This is a genomic window from Nocardioides pyridinolyticus (assembly GCF_054653575.1).
Genome location: NZ_BAAIFY010000008.1, coordinates 1 through 15,142, shown reverse-complemented (window position 1 = coordinate 15,142; position 15,142 = coordinate 1). Strand labels below are relative to the sequence as shown.

Here is a 15,142-nt window from a genome sequence, read left to right as displayed (position 1 = left end):
CCGCCGTCGCGAACTGCCGGAAGCGGAGTCATCCTCCGGATCTACCGTACCGGCACCGGGCCGTACGGGACCACCGGCTAGACCGCGGCCGGCTCCGGCGCGGGCGTCCAGGCGTAGCCGTCCCACCACCAGTGGCCGTCGGCGCTCACCGACGGGACACCGGCGACCGGGTCGGCGTGGAAGTGGGGCACCGCGCCCAGGAGGGGCTGGGTGCTCCAGTCGTCGTGCTCACTCATGATCGTCTCCCTCCGCATGATCGCCGGTCCTGCCAGCGTGCGCCCGATCGGGCGATCCCGGGGCCTAGTTGAGGAAAACTTGCGGTAGCTAGCGGAGGAATTACAAGGATGTAGTTAGCAACATCGCCTGTGACTGCTGTGAATTCTGAGGTTACAGTGACTCGGCCCGGGCTTCCCTCCCCCGCCCCGACACCCTGGAGTCCTCATGCTTCGCCGCACCCTCGCCGCCCTCACCGGCGGCGTCGTCGCAGCCGCCCTCGCGGCCGGGTCCCTCGCCGGTGACGCCCCCACTGCGCCCTCGGCCGACGTCTCCCTCGTCGCCCAGGCCACCGGGAACGTGGTCACCCCCGGCGACTTCACCGGCTACGGCTTCGACCAGTGCCTCGCGCCGGACCAGCGGAAGATGGACGCCTGGCTCCAGAGCTCGCCGTTCCTGTCGGTCGGGATCTACATCTCCGGCAACTCGCGGGCCTGCCGCGACCAGCCGAACCTGACCCCCACCTGGATCCGCAAGCAGCTGGCCCGCGGCTGGAAGCTGCTGCCGATCACGCTCGGCCCCCAGGCCTCGTGCCAGCCCCGGTTCCCCCGGTACGACGACGACCCGACGATCATCCCCAAGCCCGGCGCGAACAAGCGCTACGCCAAGGCGCGCGCCCAGGGCAGCGCCGAGGCGGAAACGGCCGTCGAGGCGGCGTCCGCGCTCGGCATCGTCGCCGGCAGCACGCTCTGGTACGACCTCGAGGGCTTCGACCTGCGCAACACCCACTGCCGCGAGTCCGCGCTCGCCTTCCTCAGCGCCTGGACCACCCGGATCCGCGCGCTCGGCTACGTCTCCGGGGTCTACTCCAGCGCCGGCTCCGGCATCAAGATGCTCGACGACGCGCGCTACAACAAGCGCAAGGACGTCACGCTCCCCGACATGATCTGGATCGCCCGCTGGGACGGCCGCGCGAACGTCGAGACCGAGTCGACGTACCTGCGCTCCGACGGCTGGCGCGGCGCCCGGGTGAAGCAGTACCAGGGCGGCCACAACGAGACCTGGGGCGGCGTCACCATCAACATCGACCGCAACTACCTCGACGTGGGCCGCGGCTCGTTCGCCGACCCGGAGCTGCACTGCGGTGGCGTCAAGCTGGCGTTCGGCCGCTACCCGGTGCTCGCGCCGGCGACCCCGAACGCCGTGCCGCCCAAGGCGAAGATCAAGGCGCTCCAGTGCCTGCTGCAGGAGCTCGGCCTCTACTCCGGCGCGATCGACGGGGTCTACGGCAAGCGCACGATCGCGGCCGCCAACGCCTACCAGAAGTCCCGCGGCTTCGCGCCGTCGGAGAAGTGGACCCGGCGGCACTGGGTCTCGCTGCTCACCGCCGGCGAGCGGCCGGTGCTGAAGTACGGCTCCGCCGGCACCGAGGTACGCCGCGTGCAGCGTGCGCTGAACGCCGTCATGGACCGCACCACCCCCCTCAAGGCCACCGGCGTCTTCACCGGGCCCACCGGTGAAGCCCTGCGGGCGTGGCAGCGCCAGGTCGGGCTCGAGGCGAGCGGTGTCGTCGGCACCGACGACTGGCGCCTGCTGGCGGCCGGGAAGCTGCGGAAGTAGCGCGGTAGTCGGGAAGTAGCGCGGTAGTCCCTGCCATTCGAGGGGTCGCTACGGCGTGTCGACCCCTCGATCGTCAGGGACTACCGCAGTTGTCGCCCAGCCGTCAGCCCAGCCGTCAGCCCGCCGGCGGGCCCACCAGCAGCGCGACGCCGGTGAGCGCGAGGACCGCGAGGACACCGGCGGCGGCGCCGCGCAGCGGGTTGCGGATCAGCCAGGCGGCGCCCCGCTCGACCACGCCGGCCGGCTCGGTCGCGCGCAGGCGCCAGGAGGTGCCGAGGGCACCGTGCTTCTCGGCGTACCGGTCGAAGAGCACGGTGAGGAACGGCGGGACCGCCGCGAGCAGGCCGACCAGCAGCCGGCCCTTGCTCCAACGCTGGTCGACCGCCACGAGGAGCGTCGTCAGCACGTAGGCGATGAACACGACGCCGTGCGCCATGCCGAAGACGCGGACGCCGAGCTCGGTGGTCTCGGTGACGTACTTGAGGAACATGCCGGCGAGCAGCAGGGCCCAGGTGACCGCCTCGGCGATCGCGACGCGGCGGAACAGGTGCATCGGGGTCATGCGAACGCGTGCTCCACGAGGCTGGAGAAGAACCCGAGACCGTCGGTCCCGGTGCCGGTGAGGTCCTCGACCGAGTGCTCGGGATGCGGCATCAGGCCGACCACGTTGCCGCGCTCGTTGCAGATGCCGGCGATGTCGCGCAGCGAGCCGTTGGGGTTGGCGCCGCGGTAGCGCGCCACGACCTGGCCCTCGCCCTCGAGGCGGTCGAGGGTGGCCTCGTCGGCGACGAACGAGCCCTCGCCGTTCTTGAGCGCGATCACCACCTCGGCGCCCTCGTCGTACGCCGAGGTCCAGGGCGTGCGGTTGTTCTCGATGACCAGCGGCTGGTCGAGGCACAGGAACTTCTGGCGCTGGTTGCGGATCAGCGCGCCCGGCAGCAGGTGGGACTCGCAGAGGATCTGGAAGCCGTTGCAGATGCCGAGCACCGGCAGCCCGCGGTTCGCCGCCTCGATCACCTCGGTCATCACCGGGGAGAAGCGGGAGATCGCGCCGCAGCGGAGGTAGTCGCCGTAGGAGAAGCCGCCGGGCAGGACCACCGCGTCGACACCGCGCAGGTCATGGTCACCGTGCCAGAGCGGCACCGCCTCGTTGCCGCCGAGGACGACCGCGCGCTGCGCGTCGACGTCGTCGAGCGAGCCGGGGAAGGTGACGACCCCGACCTTCACACCGTCACCTCGTCGGACTGGGCCTCGACGCGCACCGAGTAGTTCTCGATGACCGGGTTCGAGAGCAGCGTCTCCGCCATCTTCTCGACCTCGGCGAGGACGGCGTCGGTCACCTCCCCCTCGAACTCGAGCTCGAACCGCTTGCCCTGGCGGACATCGGCGACGCCCGAGAACCCCAGCCGCGGCAGGGCTCCGTGCACCGCCTTGCCCTGGGGGTCGAGGATCTCCGGCTTGGGCATGACGTCGACGACTACGCGAGGCACGCCGCCAGTCTAGAAGGCTCGGGCAGACTGGAGTACATGAGCATGCCCACAGGCTTCCCGGGGGCCAACCCGCTGCGTCTGGAGTTCCCCCAGTCCCTGGCCGTCTACGACGACTACGCCGCCGCCCAGAGGACGGTCGACTTCCTCTCCGACAACAAGTTCCCGGTCGAGCACCTCATGATCGTCGGCACCGACCTCAAGCGGGTCGAGCGGATCACCGGCCGCCTCACCGCGGGCCGGGTCGCCCTCGGCGGCGTGCTCTCCGGCCTCTGGTTGGGGCTGTTCGTGGGACTGATCTTCTCGTTCTTCGTCGACGAGAACGTCCTCGCGATGATCCTCTCGACCGTGCTCCTCGGCGCGGTGTTCGGCGTGATCTGGGCGCTGCTCGGCTACGCGCTCACCCGCGGCCGGCGCGACTTCTCCTCGGTCACCCAGGTCGTGGCGACCCGCTACGAGGTGCTGGTCGAGCACAAGGTCGCCGCCCAGGCCCGCGAGGAGCTCGCCAAGCTGCCCGGCGCACTGCCCGACCCGTTCGCGTGAGCGGGTGATCGGGCGGCTCCGCGCCGGTTTACCGCCCCCGCGGGGTTGGGAAGGAGGACTCCGACCCGCCCAACGTCGACTCGGGGGCCGACGATGACTGAGATCGTTCCGCAGGAGATCCGCGCTGCCGCGGACCAGATGGAGGCCGCGGTGACGGCGGTCGACGCCAACATCCCGACCGGCGTCGCCGACGTCCGGTCCGCGATGCCCCGCAGCGCCAGCGCCGGCGCGGCCGACGCGCTCACCGACACGTGGCGCTCGGCGTACACCGCGTGGGTGAGCGACGCCCGCAGCCACGTGACCGCGCTCCGCCAGCACGCCGACGACTGGGTCCAGACCGACCTGGCCCAGGCGGCGCGCATGGAGCGGCTCGCGCGGGAAGGCATGTGATGGTCACCGTCAGCCAGGTCAAGGAGTGGAACGCCGACCAGCTCGGCCGGATCGCGGACGAGCTGCACACCCGGCGCGGTGCGCTGACCGACCTCGCCGACGAGGTCGCCGCGGGCCGCCCGCCCGCCTCCTGGGTCGGCGGCGCCTCGGTGTACGCCGAGCAGGACCACGACCAGCTCGTTCACCGGCTGACCGACCAGGTCGCCGAGCTCAACATGGTGATCTCCGCGCTCGACACCGCCAGCGGCGCGGTGCGCAGCGCGCGGACCCTGCTCGACGACGCCCTCGCCCGCGCGTCGACCAACGGCTGCACCGTCTCCGACGACGGCCGGGTCGAGAGCACCCGCACCTACGACGACGAGGACGAGCTCGCCGACGCCCAGCGGGTCGTCGACGAGATCGCCCAGGCGGTCTCCGACGCCCTCACCCAGGCGGTCGACGCCGACGTCGACCTGTCCGCGGCCCTGTGGGCGGCGAGCGGCAGCGACGTCGACGCCACCGGCGGCCTGGGCGACCAGACGCTGCCCGACGCGCTGCGCGGCCTGAGCACCGAGGAGCGGGTCGACTACCTGCTCGACCACCCGGACCTGGCCGGCGTGATGATGCCGAGCCTCCCCGGAGCGCTCAAGGACGAGCTCGGCCAGGGCCTCTCCGACCTGGTGGAGAGCAGCGTCAACGACGACGACGGGCTCGACGGCGACGCCGCCGACCGGCTCTCCACGCTGCTCGACGCCTACGCCGGCGACTCCGACGTCGCCTCGTCGATGTACGAGGACCTCGGGGCCGACGGCACCGTCGCCTCCCTCGCCTCGATCGACAGCAACCTGTACATCAGCCGTGACGAGCGCCTGAGCGAGCTCGCCGAGGACCTGCGCCGGAGCCTGCGCACGGCGTCGCAGGACCCGCAGTTCGACAGCCGCCAGTTCGGCGAGGACCTCGCCCGCTACGCCACGTGGTCCCTCGACGACGACCAGCGTCGGGCCTACGAGGACCGCTTCACCTACGTCTCGGGAGCCAACGGGGCGTCGATCCTCACCTACCTGCTGAGCGACCACCGGCTCGACGGCGACCTCGTCGAGGGCGCGGCGGTGAGGCTGCACGAGTTCGAGCAGAACCTGGGCGAGGACCAGACGCGGGCCTGGTACAGCCACACCGGCTACAGCGGTCTCACCGACACCGACACGGACTCCTACGACGACCCGATGGCGGCCGCGCTCGGCAACCTCGGCGACCACCCGGAGAACGCCTACCACTTCCTGACCGAGGACCCGGCCCGGCAGGAGTACTTCTTCGAGGACCGCAACCACGAGGCCGACGGCTTCGCCGGCGTGACGCAGCTGGCCGAGGGCCTGGGCACCGACCCCGAGATGCTGGCGGCGCACCCGCACGAGACGGCCGAGATCGTCTCGCGCTTCTTCCACGGCATCGCGGCCAACGACTCCTTCAGCGTCGACACCGCCCAACCCGGCTCGCCGTACCTGGCGGACCTGATGAAGCAGTACACCCCCGCGATGGACGCCGCCCTGCGCGCCCCGGGCGAGGGCGACCCGGGCTCGGTGCCCTTCGAGGACGCGTTCCTCGGGCGGGCCGACGACTACCCGCGGATGTTCTCGGGCGACCTGGACGAGCTGATGAAGGTCGCCGTCAGCACCGACGAGGGCGCGACCAGCATCGCGGAGGGCATCGGCGCCTTCCAGCAGCACGAGATCAACGGCGCGGCCGTGCAGATGGCCGCCGACCCCGACGACTACCGCCTCGGCAACCAACTGCGCGACGCGCTCGAGCGCGCCGCCAACCTCCAGGGCCTGGCCGAGCACTCGGTCGGCGCGGTCGAGATCGAGGACGCGCAGGAGCACGACCGCCGCGTGCAGGCCTTCTCCGACCTGGTCGGCGAGGCCGCCGGCCTGGTGCCGCTGCCCGGGGCGGACCTCGTCGGCGACCTCGGCAGCAGGGCGATCGACGCAGCCTGGAACCACGGCGTCGACCTCGGCGCCGACGCGATGGGCGAGGCGATGTCGCAGACCGAGCACGCCACGCAGGCGGCCGAGGAGCGCGCGTCGTACGGCGTCACCCAGGCCAAGCTCGGCACGTTCCACGCGCTCGCCGAGGCCGGCGTCATCCCCGCGTCGGACATCCCCCGCGACTGGCTCGACCACGGCCGGCTCAAGGACGTCGACGAGATCCCGGCGGCGGAGCGGTCCTCCTACGCCAACAGCGCGATGTCGGTGGCGTCCGGCTACGTCACCAACATGGACCTGGAGACGGCGTACAAGGATGCGTTCCTCCAGTACTACGACGTCGATGGCTGAGCGCCGGCGCGCGGCCGCGGGCGTCGTCGCCGGCCTGACCGCCCTGGCCGCTCTCGCGGCCTGCTCGGACGACGACCCGACGCTGCTGACCGATGACGACCTGCCCGGGGTGCAGTCGACGACCGACTTCGAGAACGGGCAGCCCACGGCGACGACGTGCTCGGAGCTGACCGTGCGGATCCCGTCGGTCGGCATCTCGCCGGCGGACGGACCGGAGCCCGTGACGACGTCCTACCGGCTGGAGTCCGGGGACATCGTCACGGCCTCGGTCTTCGTCCCGGGGACGCGCTACCGCGACGCCGACGGCGCGCTCGCGGCCGTGCAGGAGGCGATCGAGGCGTGCGTCGCGAAGGGCGAGGCGACGGCCGTCGACGACCTGGCCGGCCTGCCCGAGGGCACGATCGGCTTCCGGTCCAGCCCGACCGGGAACGACGGCGACCAGGGCGTCCAGCTGCTCGCGCCGACGGACGACGGGCGGATCGTGTCGGTCACCGTCGTGCACGACGGCAGCGGCGACCCGTCGGTCGACCCCGCCGGCGTGCTGGAGGCCGCGCTCGACAACGCGAGCGACGTCAGCTGAGCTCGCGCTTGAGGATCTTGCCGGTCGAGGTCATCGGCAGGGACTCCACGAACTCCACGATGCGCGGGTACTTGTAGCCGGCCATCTGCTCCTTGCCCCAGGCGACCAGCTCGTCCTCGGTGATGCTCGCGCCGCCGTTGAGGATGACGACGGCCTTGATCTCCTCGCCGTGGCTCTCGTGCGGGACCCCGATGACCGCGGCCAGCGAGACCGCCTCGTGCGTCATCAGGACCTCCTCGATCTCGCGCGGGTACACGTTGTAGCCGCCGCGGATGATCATGTCCTTGGACCGGTCGACGATGTAGTACCAGCCGTCCTCGTCGCGGCGGGCGAGGTCACCGGACCGGAACCAGCCGTCGCGGATGGCCTGCTCGGTGGCGTCCGGGCGGCCGTAGTAGCCCTTCATGACGTTGTGGCCCTTGATCGCGATCTCGCCGACCTCGTCGCCCTCGACGTCGCTCCAGGCGCCGTCACTGGCAGGGTCGATCAGCTTCATCTCCACGCCGGGGATGGGCGTGCCGATCGAGCCGACGCGCACCGGCTCCCCGAAGCGGGAGAACGACGCGACCGGGGAGGTCTCGCTGAGGCCGTAGCCCTCGAGGATGGTGACGCCGAACTTCTTCTCGAACTCCTTGTGCACCTCCACCGGGAGCGCCGAGCCGCCGGCCACGGCGACCCGGAGGTTCCGGGCGAGGGTGGCGACGTCGGTGTCGGGGTCGTCGGCGAGTGCGCCGAGCAGGCCCCAGTACATCGTCGGAACCCCGGCGAAGAACGTGATCTCCTCCTTCAGCATCAGCTTCAGCGCCTCGTGCGCCTCGAACCGCGGCTGGAGCACGACCGTGCCGCCGTAGGCGAAGGCGCCGTTCTGGCAGACGGTCTGCCCGAAGGAGTGGAACAGCGGGAGCACGCACAGGTAGGTGTCGGGGTTGTCGGCGCTCGCACCGAACAGCGCCTCGCCGGCCAGCGCGTTGTCGCGCATGTTGCGGTGGCGCAGCTCCGCGCCCTTGGGCTGGCCCGTGGTGCCGGAGGTGTAGAGGATGACCGCGGTGTCGTCCTCGTCGGTCGCGACGGTGTCGAACCTGGCGGGCTGCCCGCCCATCGCCTGGGCCATCGTCTCGGTGCCCTCGATCGGCGAGGCGTCCCCGAGGCCGGCGGTGATCACGAAGAAGTGCTCGCAGCCGTCGACCTCCGAGAAGCCGGCGTACCCGGCCTCGCCCATCGGCAGCTCCGGCGTCCCCTGGAAGCAGAAGTAGGCCTTCGCGTCGGAGTCGCCGAGGTGGTAGGCGACCTCGCGGCCCTTGAGCAGCACGTTGAGCGGGACGACGGTCGCGCCCGCCTTGAGGATGCCGTAGTAGACGACGGAGAAGTACGGCAGGTTGGGGCAGGTCAGCGCGACCTTGTCGCCCGGCTGGATGCCGCGCGAGACCAGCAGGTTGGCGACCATGTTCGCGAACGAGTCGACCTCGGCGTACGAGAGTCGGGTGTCCCCCAGGACGACCGCCGTGCGGTCCGGGTAGTTCGTCGCGCTGTTCTCGAGGAGCGAAGCCAGGTTGTACGTCGTCATGGCTGCAACTTACCCGCGGCGCGACGAAGGTCACCTCGAACCGCCCACAGGGCCGGCGCCCGCAGCGGGCGGGCGATCTGGAAGCTCGCGGTCACGTCGCACCCGGTCGCGGTCTCGGTGAGCTCGAGGACCAGCGTGGCCGTGATGCCGCGCCAGGTGCCGCGCTCGGCCCAGCGGCGCGGACGGTCGAGCTCGGTGGTCACCATCCGCGGGCGCAGGCCCGGCCGGGTCACGTCGGTCCAGGTCTGGCCGACGCGCGGCTCGCCGTCGACGTCCTCGACGCGGGCCAGGCTGGACTGCCACTCGGGGCGGCGCGTCGGGTCGGCGAGGTAGTCGAAGGCCACCTCGCGGGGGACCGGGAACGCGACGGTCACCACGACTGGCCGGTGAGCCTCTCGAACGCCTCGAGGTAGCGGGCGCGGGTCCGCTCGACGATCTCCGGCGGCAGCGGCGGCGGGGGCTCCCCGGACGCGCGGTCCCAGCCGGACTCCGGCGAGAGCGCCCAGTTGCGGACGATCTGCTTGTCGTAGGACGGCTGCGTGCGACCGGGCCGCCACGCGTCGGCCGGCCAGAAGCGCGAGGAGTCCGGGGTCAGCACCTCGTCGGCCAGCACGGTCGTGCCGTCGGGACGGGCGCCCATCTCGATCTTGGTGTCGGCCAGGATGATGCCGCGCTCGCGCGCGATCGACTCGGCCCGGCCGTAGACGGCGAGGGTGAGGTCGCGCAGCTCCGCGGCCCGCTCGGCGCCGACGGTGGCCACCACGGCGTCGTACGAGACGTTCTCGTCGTGCTCGCCCAGCTCGGCCTTCGTGGCCGGCGTGAAGATCGGCTCCGGCAGGCGGCTGCCGTCCTCGAGCCCGGGCGGAAGCGCGATGCCGCATACCTCGCCGGTCGCGCGGTAGTCGAGCAGACCGGAGCCGGTGAGGTAGCCGCGCGCCACGCACTCGACGGGGTACATCGCGAGCTTCTCGCAGCGCACCGCCCGGCCCTTCACCTCGTCCGGGACGTCGGTGGACAGGACGTGGTTGGGCACCAGGTCGGCCAGCTGCTCGAACCACCACAGCGACATCCGGGTCAGGATCGCGCCCTTGTCCGGGATCGTCGTGTCGAGCACGAAGTCGAAGATCGAGATCCGGTCGCTGGCCACCATGAGCAGGTCACCGTTCGGCAGCTCGTAGAGGTCGCGGACCTTGCCCGAGTGCAGGTGGGTGGCCCCTTCGATGGCGGGCGCGGTCGGGATGTTCAGGTCGGCCACGACGACCACTCTAGGGGTGGGCCGGGTCAGCAGCCGCAGGTGTAGTAGGTGACGTCCCAGTGGCTGCCCTCGTCAGCGTACACGTTGCCGGAGGCCGCCTGGTACTGGGCGGCGCCGTCGCCGCGCTGTCCGATGTAGGTGTAGGTGTTGTGGACCCAGCTGGTCAGGCAGGTGGTCCGGGAGAAGTCGAGCTTGTAGCCGTTCCAGTGGCTGTAGGTGCCCGACGCGTGGCCGGTCTCCGTGCCGCCGGTGATCATCAGGCTGCACCCGCTGGCGTTCTTCAGCGTGATGGCGCCGTCGATGGTGGCCTGGCGGATGCCGTCGAACGACGTGCAGGTCGGCGTGTTCCGATCGCTGCACCCGCCGGAGGAGGTCCACGAGATGCCGGCGGCCCGGAACTGGCTGGCCGCGCTCGCGTGCGTGACGGCGGAGGCGGGGGTCGTGGTCGCGACCGAGAGCACGAGCGTCGCGACGAGGGTGAGCAGGATTCCCGAGAGCTTCTTCATGTGCTCCACCTTGACCATCGCGGGGGGTGGAACCGCAAGCGGAAGGTTCCGAGGCTTTCGAGACGGGCGTGGCAGCGCGGGGGCGACAGCGCGGGGGCCTCGACGTCGCGGCTGCCGAAGGGGGTGCGGTTTGGTCACCAACCGCAGGAATCGGGCCCTGAAATCTGCGGTTGGTGACCAAACCCGGTGGTCTGCGACCGCCGGGAGCTCGCCCGCCTCGCTGGCTCGTGCCCCGATCCTTCGGGGGTCGCGGTACGCGTTCGAGTCGGCGTTTGGCACAGTGAGGTCATGCCGGAGTCTGCTGACGAGCTGTTCGCCCGCGTGACCGCTGCTGCCGGGGAGGACGGTCGTCTGCCGGCCGGCGCCATGGCCGGCTGGGACGTCTTCCCGTGGGAGGCGGCCGACGGCGCCGTCGTACCCAAGGTGCTCAGCGCACCCGGTCCCGAGGCACCGCGCATGGGCGAGGGGGGCGGCAAGCCCTGCGGGGCCTGCCAGGGCTTCGACCCGGACCGGATCGTCTGGGAGGACGAGCACTGGGTGCTCACCGCCGAGGCGGAGCCGACCGGGCTGCCGCTGGTGCTGGTGCTGTGGACGCGCGAGCACGTCGAGGTCGGCGGCTTGGACGACGAGCACGCCAGCGAGCTCGGCCGGATCGCCAACCGGCTGGTGCGCATCATCGAGGCGCTCCCCGGCATCGGCCGCTGCCACGTCGACCGCTGGGGCGACGGCTCCTCCCACTCGCACATCTGGTTCTTCGCGCGACCGGAGGGCTTCGCCCAGATCAAGGGGTCGTACGCCGTCGAGTGGGACGACATCCTCCCGCCGGTGCCCGACGAGATCCGTCGCGCCGACCTCCACACCGTCGCGACCAAGCTCGCCAACTGGGGCGGCCACGCCCGCGCGTGAGCACGCTGATCCGACCTACCGGCGACCGCTGACGAGCCTGGTCTAGAAGCGGACCTCGAACGAGGTCGCACCCGTGTCGGCGGCCGGCCGGACGTCGACCGAGGTGACCCGGGCGAGACCCGGCCCGTCGTGGCACCAGCGCACGAAGGCGTCGACGGCGGCGGCGTCGCCCTCGGCGTGGGCCGCGACCTCACCGCCCGGCTCGTTGCGCACCCACCCGCACACCCCCAGGCGAGCGGCCTGCTGCTCGGCGTACGCCCGGAACGAGACGCCCTGCACGCGGCCGGTCACGACGAGGTCGACGGCGGTGCGAGGCATGCCCCCATGATGCCGCGGGCCGTGGCCGTGGCGGTGCGGGCTTCCCACCACGCACACTGAGCCATGACCTTCCTCGAGGAGCCGCCCACGACGCCCCGGATCCAGGCGCTGTACGACGCCGACGTCGCCACCTACGGCTACGTCATGAACCTCAACCGCGCGTGGGCCCACCACCCCGACGCCCACGACGCGCTGTTCGACCTCATCGGGTCGGTCGCCCGCGCGGGCGACCTGTCCATGCGCGAGCGCGGGATCCTGGTCGCGGCCTGCGCCTCGACGATCGGCGACTCCTACTGCTCGCTGGCCTGGGGCGGGAAGCTCGCCTCGGAGTCCGACCCGGCCACCGCGGCGGCTGTCCTCTCCGGCACCGACGAGGGCCTCACCGACACCGAGCGGGCGATGGCGACCTGGGCGCGCACGGTGGCCCGCGACCCCAACGGCACCACGGCCGCCGACGTCCAGGCCCTCCGCGACGCCGGCCTCGACGACCGGCGGATCTTCGCGGTCACGGCGTTCGTCGCGCTCCGCCAGGCCTTCTCGACGGTCAACGACGCCCTCGGCGCGCAGCCCGACGAGCAGCTCCGCGCCGAGACGCCGCCGGAGGTGCGTGGCGCCGTGACCTGGGGTCGCTAGAGGATCGCGCCCGGCGCGTACGCCGCCGCCTCGGGGTGCCGCTCGGTCACCTCGGCCACGCGGCGGACGACGGTGCCGACCTGGGCGACCGCGGCGCCGGTGAACGTGATCGGCTCGGCGACCAGCGTGGCGAGCTGGTCGGCGCTGAGCCCGAGGCGCTCGTCGGCGGCGAGGCGGGCGAAGACGTCGTTCTCCGCCTGGCCCTTGCGCATGTCGAGGGCGGTGCCGACCGCGGCCTCCTTGATCGCCTCGTGCGCAGCCTCGCGGCCGACCCCGTTGCGCACCGCGGCCATGAGGACCTTGGTGGTGGCGAGGAACGGCAGGTAGCGGTCGAGCTCGCGCTGGATGACCGCCGGGAAGGCCCCGAACTCGTCGAGGATCGTCAGGAACGTCTCGAAGAGACCGTCGGCGGCGAAGAACGCGTCCGGCAGCGCGACCCGGCGGACGACCGAGTCGGAGACGTCGCCCTCGTTCCACTGGTCGCCGGCCAGCTCGCTCACCATCGACAGGTGGCCGCGCAGCACCACCGCGAGGCCGTTGACCCGCTCGGCCGAGCGGCTGTTCATCTTGTGCGGCATCGCCGAGGAGCCGACCTGGCCCTCCTGGAAGCCCTCGGTCACGAGCTCGTTGCCGGCCATCAGCCGGATCGTGGTGGCCAGGTTGGACGGCGCCGACACCAGCTGCACGAGGGCGGAGACGACGTCGAAGTCCAGCGACCGCGGGTAGACCTGGCCGACGCTGGTGAGCACCCGCTCGAAGCCGAGGTGGTGGGCGACCCGCTCCTCGAGCTGCTCCAGCTTCGCGGCGTCCCCGTCGAGGAGGTCGAGCATGTCCTGCGCCGTGCCCATCGGCCCCTTGATGCCGCGCAGCGGGTAGCGCGCGAGCAGGTCCTCGACCCGGTCGAGCGCGATCAGCATCTCGTCGGCGATCGTCGCGAACCGCTTGCCCAGCGTGGTCGCCTGCGCGGCGACGTTGTGGGAGCGGCCGGCCATCACGGTGGCCTCGTGCTCGGCGGCGAGACGGGCCAGGCGGGCGAGCGCGGCGACTGCGCGGTCACGGACCAGCGCCAGCGACTGCCGCACCTGGAGCTGCTCGACGTTCTCGGTGAGGTCGCGCGAGGTCATGCCCTTGTGGATGTGCTCGTGGCCGGCCAGCGCGGAGAACTCCTCGATCCGCGCCTTCACGTCGTGCCGGGTGACCCGCTCCCGCGCCGCGATCGACGCGAGGTCGACCTGCTCCACGACCTCGCGGTAGGCCTCGACGACGCCGTCGGGCACGTCGATGCCGAGGTCACGCTGGGCCTCGAGCACGGCGATCCAGAGCTGCCGCTCGAGCACGATCTTGTGCTCCGGCGACCAGATCCGGGCGAGCTCGGCGGAGGCGTAGCGGGCGGCGAGGACGTTGGGGACGGTCACGGGAGGTCATTCTCCCACGGAGGTCGAGTTGGGCCTCGTTCGCGGTTCAGTTGGGCTTGCGTCCCGTCGAGCCGGGAAGAGAGCCCAACTCGCTGGTGAATCTGGCCCAACTCAACGGAGGGAGGCGCCCTCGACCACGCCCAGCGGCTCGGCCGCGATGTCGGAGCGGCGCTGGAGGCCGGCGAAGGCGATCAGGTCTGCGGCGGCGTAGGCCCGCGCACGGGCATCGGCGACGTCGGACCCGACGGCGCGTACGGCGAGCACGCGACCGCCTGCCGTGACCAGGTCGTCACCGTCGAGCGCGGTGCCGGCGTGGACGACGTCGACGCCCTCCTCGGCGCCGGCCGCGGCCACGCCGGTGATGACGTCGCCCTTCGAGGAGGACTCGGGGTAGCCGGCGGACGCGAGCACGACCGTCACGGCCGCGCCGTCGCGGAACACCGGCGCCGGGACCTGGGCCAGCCGGCCGTGCGCGGCCGCCGCCAGCAGCTCGCCGAGCGGCGACTCGAGCACCGCGAGCACGGGCTGGATGTCGGGGTCGCCGAACCGCACGTTGAACTCGATGACCCGCGGGCCGGCCGCGGTGAGCGCCAGCCCGACGTAGAGGCACCCGACGAACGGCGTACCCCGCTCTGCCATCTCGGCCAGCGTCGGCCGCACGACCCGGTCGAGCACGACATCGGCGAGGTCGGGCTGCGCCCACGTCAGCGGCGTGTAGGAGCCCATGCCGCCCGTGTTCGGCCCCCGGCCGCCGTCGAAGATCCGCTTGAAGTCCTGCGCGGGCTGCAGCGCGTACGCCGTCGTGCCGTCGCAGATCGCGAACAGCGAGACCTCGGCCCCGTCGAGGAACTCCTCGACCACGACGCGGCCACACGACGCGGCGTGGGCCTCGGCCTCCGCCCGGTCGCGGGTCACCACGACGCCCTTGCCGGCGGCGAGCGCGTCGTCCTTGACGACGTACGGCGCCCCGAACGCGTCGAGCGCCGCGGCGACTTCCTCGGCCGAGTCGCAGGTGCGGGCACCCGCGGTCGGGACGCCGGCCGCGGCCATCACGTCCTTGGAGAACGCCTTCGAGCCCTCGAGCATCGCCGCCGCCCGGGACGGGCCGAAGACCGCGATGCCGCGCTCGCGGACCGCGTCGGCGACACCCGCGACCAGCGGCGCCTCGGGCCCGACGACGACGAGGTCGGCGCCGATCCGCTCGGCGAGATCGGCGACCGACTCCCCCGCCATCGGGTCGACGTCGTGGAGCGTGGCGACCGCGGCCATGCCCGGGTTGCCCGGCGCGGCGTGCACCTCGCTCACGCCGGGGTCGCGCGCGAGTGCGATCGCGAGCGCGTGCTCACGGCCGCCGGTGCCGACGACGAGCACTGATCTCGGGGAAGTCCTCACGTGCCCTGACC

The 15,142-nt window shown here is 72.2% G+C and carries 18 protein-coding genes; 7 read left to right on the top strand and 11 right to left on the bottom strand.

From position 1 onward, the window contains the following. Positions 1-77: 77 nt before the first annotated feature. The gene (locus tag ACYQ0U_RS09230; RefSeq protein ID WP_459971907.1) at positions 78-236 is read right to left on the bottom strand and encodes a hypothetical protein; all 159 of its coding nucleotides are present in this window, start codon (positions 234-236) and stop codon (positions 78-80) included. A gap of 205 nt (positions 237-441) precedes the next feature. Here ACYQ0U_RS09230 and ACYQ0U_RS09225 point away from each other — a divergent pair, with 205 nt between their 5' ends. Next, positions 442-1,833: a glycoside hydrolase domain-containing protein gene (locus tag ACYQ0U_RS09225; protein ID WP_459971905.1), complete on the top strand. Its 1,392-nt coding sequence runs from the start codon at positions 442-444 to the stop codon at positions 1,831-1,833. Positions 1,834-1,948: 115 nt separating this feature from the next. Here the strand turns inward: ACYQ0U_RS09225 and ACYQ0U_RS09220 are convergent, their stop codons facing one another. Genes ACYQ0U_RS09220 through purS form a run of 3 tightly spaced genes read right to left on the bottom strand, consistent with a single transcriptional unit; the run spans position 1,949 to position 3,323 of the window. Continuing rightward, a complete protein-coding gene (locus tag ACYQ0U_RS09220; RefSeq protein ID WP_459971904.1) occupies positions 1,949-2,395 on the bottom strand; it encodes a DUF3817 domain-containing protein in 447 nt (148 codons plus the stop codon). Continuing rightward, the gene (purQ, locus tag ACYQ0U_RS09215) at positions 2,392-3,060 is read right to left on the bottom strand and encodes a phosphoribosylformylglycinamidine synthase subunit PurQ (protein ID WP_459971902.1); all 669 of its coding nucleotides are present in this window, start codon (positions 3,058-3,060) and stop codon (positions 2,392-2,394) included. Before purQ ends, ACYQ0U_RS09220 begins: the two co-directional genes overlap by 4 nt. After that, the gene (gene purS, locus ACYQ0U_RS09210; RefSeq protein ID WP_459971900.1) at positions 3,057-3,323 is read right to left on the bottom strand and encodes a phosphoribosylformylglycinamidine synthase subunit PurS; all 267 of its coding nucleotides are present in this window, start codon (positions 3,321-3,323) and stop codon (positions 3,057-3,059) included. The genes purQ and purS overlap by 4 nt, the downstream gene beginning before the upstream one ends. 36 nt (positions 3,324-3,359) lie before the next feature. On the opposite strand from purS, the gene ACYQ0U_RS09205 reads away from it, so the two are divergent. The 4 genes from ACYQ0U_RS09205 to ACYQ0U_RS09190 all read left to right on the top strand — a co-directional run bounded on the left by ACYQ0U_RS09205 (position 3,360) and on the right by ACYQ0U_RS09190 (position 7,142). Beyond that, the gene (locus ACYQ0U_RS09205) at positions 3,360-3,863 is read left to right on the top strand and encodes a YflT domain-containing protein (protein ID WP_459971898.1); all 504 of its coding nucleotides are present in this window, start codon (positions 3,360-3,362) and stop codon (positions 3,861-3,863) included. Positions 3,864-3,956: 93 nt separating this feature from the next. Next, complete coding sequence (locus ACYQ0U_RS09200) at positions 3,957-4,253, top strand: hypothetical protein (protein ID WP_459971897.1); 297 nt, start codon at positions 3,957-3,959, stop codon at positions 4,251-4,253. Beyond that, entirely contained in the window at positions 4,253-6,562 is a 2,310-nt protein-coding gene (locus ACYQ0U_RS09195) for a hypothetical protein (protein WP_459971895.1), read from the top strand. Before ACYQ0U_RS09200 ends, ACYQ0U_RS09195 begins: the two co-directional genes overlap by 1 nt. Continuing rightward, positions 6,555-7,142 carry a hypothetical protein gene (locus ACYQ0U_RS09190; RefSeq protein WP_459971893.1) on the top strand — a complete coding sequence of 196 codons (588 nt, stop codon included), beginning with the start codon at positions 6,555-6,557 and terminating at the stop codon, positions 7,140-7,142. The genes ACYQ0U_RS09195 and ACYQ0U_RS09190 overlap by 8 nt, the downstream gene beginning before the upstream one ends. Here ACYQ0U_RS09190 and ACYQ0U_RS09185 read toward each other — a convergent pair. Genes ACYQ0U_RS09185 through ACYQ0U_RS09170 form a run of 4 tightly spaced genes read right to left on the bottom strand, consistent with a single transcriptional unit; the run spans position 7,135 to position 10,467 of the window. Continuing rightward, on the bottom strand, positions 7,135-8,706 hold the full coding sequence (locus ACYQ0U_RS09185) for a long-chain-fatty-acid--CoA ligase (RefSeq protein ID WP_459971891.1): 1,572 nt from the start codon (positions 8,704-8,706) through the stop codon (positions 7,135-7,137). The genes ACYQ0U_RS09190 and ACYQ0U_RS09185 overlap by 8 nt on opposite strands. Continuing rightward, entirely contained in the window at positions 8,703-9,083 is a 381-nt protein-coding gene (locus tag ACYQ0U_RS09180) for an SRPBCC family protein (RefSeq protein WP_459971889.1), read from the bottom strand. Before ACYQ0U_RS09180 ends, ACYQ0U_RS09185 begins: the two co-directional genes overlap by 4 nt. Next, positions 9,077-9,961 (bottom strand): phosphoribosylaminoimidazolesuccinocarboxamide synthase, encoded by an 885-nt coding sequence (locus ACYQ0U_RS09175; RefSeq protein ID WP_459971887.1) that lies wholly within the window; start codon positions 9,959-9,961, stop codon positions 9,077-9,079. Before ACYQ0U_RS09175 ends, ACYQ0U_RS09180 begins: the two co-directional genes overlap by 7 nt. Before the next feature lie 26 nt (positions 9,962-9,987). Continuing rightward, on the bottom strand, positions 9,988-10,467 hold the full coding sequence (locus tag ACYQ0U_RS09170) for a hypothetical protein (protein ID WP_459971885.1): 480 nt from the start codon (positions 10,465-10,467) through the stop codon (positions 9,988-9,990). A 288-nt stretch (positions 10,468-10,755) separates the two neighbouring features. Between ACYQ0U_RS09170 and ACYQ0U_RS09165 the strand changes: the two genes are divergently transcribed. Beyond that, the gene (locus ACYQ0U_RS09165) at positions 10,756-11,373 is read left to right on the top strand and encodes an HIT family protein (RefSeq protein ID WP_459971883.1); all 618 of its coding nucleotides are present in this window, start codon (positions 10,756-10,758) and stop codon (positions 11,371-11,373) included. 42 nt (positions 11,374-11,415) lie between these two features. Here ACYQ0U_RS09165 and ACYQ0U_RS09160 read toward each other — a convergent pair whose 3' ends face one another. Further along, positions 11,416-11,691 carry an acylphosphatase gene (locus ACYQ0U_RS09160; RefSeq protein ID WP_459971881.1) on the bottom strand — a complete coding sequence of 92 codons (276 nt, stop codon included), beginning with the start codon at positions 11,689-11,691 and terminating at the stop codon, positions 11,416-11,418. Positions 11,692-11,754: 63 nt separating this feature from the next. On the opposite strand from ACYQ0U_RS09160, the gene ACYQ0U_RS09155 reads away from it, so the two are divergent. Further along, a complete protein-coding gene (locus ACYQ0U_RS09155; protein ID WP_459971879.1) occupies positions 11,755-12,324 on the top strand; it encodes a carboxymuconolactone decarboxylase family protein in 570 nt (189 codons plus the stop codon). On the opposite strand, the gene purB is transcribed toward ACYQ0U_RS09155, so the two are convergent. Together purB and purD are read right to left on the bottom strand one after the other, a co-directional pair. After that, on the bottom strand, positions 12,321-13,739 hold the full coding sequence (gene purB, locus ACYQ0U_RS09150; protein ID WP_459971877.1) for an adenylosuccinate lyase: 1,419 nt from the start codon (positions 13,737-13,739) through the stop codon (positions 12,321-12,323). The two genes, ACYQ0U_RS09155 and purB, sit on opposite strands and share 4 nt — an antisense overlap. 111 nt (positions 13,740-13,850) lie before the next feature. Then, positions 13,851-15,131, bottom strand: a complete 1,281-nt coding sequence (gene purD, locus ACYQ0U_RS09145) for a phosphoribosylamine--glycine ligase (protein WP_459972234.1) — start codon at positions 15,129-15,131, stop codon at positions 13,851-13,853. Positions 15,132-15,142 lie beyond the last annotated feature (11 nt).

What these genes read in the sequence shown, in the direction of transcription:
- ACYQ0U_RS09190 (WP_459971893.1), top strand. Translation starts at nt 6,555, where the DNA reads ATGGCTGAGCGCCGGCGCGCGGCCGCGGGCGTCGTCGCCGGCCTGACC.
- ACYQ0U_RS09195 (WP_459971895.1), top strand. Translation starts at nt 4,253, where the DNA reads ATGGTCACCGTCAGCCAGGTCAAGGAGTGGAACGCCGACCAGCTCGGC.
- ACYQ0U_RS09170 (WP_459971885.1), bottom strand. Translation starts at nt 10,467, where the DNA reads ATGAAGAAGCTCTCGGGAATCCTGCTCACCCTCGTCGCGACGCTCGTG.
- ACYQ0U_RS09225 (WP_459971905.1), top strand. Translation starts at nt 442, where the DNA reads ATGCTTCGCCGCACCCTCGCCGCCCTCACCGGCGGCGTCGTCGCAGCC.
- ACYQ0U_RS09160 (WP_459971881.1), bottom strand. Translation starts at nt 11,691, where the DNA reads ATGCCTCGCACCGCCGTCGACCTCGTCGTGACCGGCCGCGTGCAGGGC.
- ACYQ0U_RS09220 (WP_459971904.1), bottom strand. Translation starts at nt 2,395, where the DNA reads ATGACCCCGATGCACCTGTTCCGCCGCGTCGCGATCGCCGAGGCGGTC.
- ACYQ0U_RS09165 (WP_459971883.1), top strand. Translation starts at nt 10,756, where the DNA reads ATGCCGGAGTCTGCTGACGAGCTGTTCGCCCGCGTGACCGCTGCTGCC.
- ACYQ0U_RS09200 (WP_459971897.1), top strand. Translation starts at nt 3,957, where the DNA reads ATGACTGAGATCGTTCCGCAGGAGATCCGCGCTGCCGCGGACCAGATG.
- ACYQ0U_RS09205 (WP_459971898.1), top strand. Translation starts at nt 3,360, where the DNA reads ATGAGCATGCCCACAGGCTTCCCGGGGGCCAACCCGCTGCGTCTGGAG.
- ACYQ0U_RS09185 (WP_459971891.1), bottom strand. Translation starts at nt 8,706, where the DNA reads ATGACGACGTACAACCTGGCTTCGCTCCTCGAGAACAGCGCGACGAAC.
- ACYQ0U_RS09155 (WP_459971879.1), top strand. Translation starts at nt 11,755, where the DNA reads ATGACCTTCCTCGAGGAGCCGCCCACGACGCCCCGGATCCAGGCGCTG.
- ACYQ0U_RS09230 (WP_459971907.1), bottom strand. Translation starts at nt 236, where the DNA reads ATGAGTGAGCACGACGACTGGAGCACCCAGCCCCTCCTGGGCGCGGTG.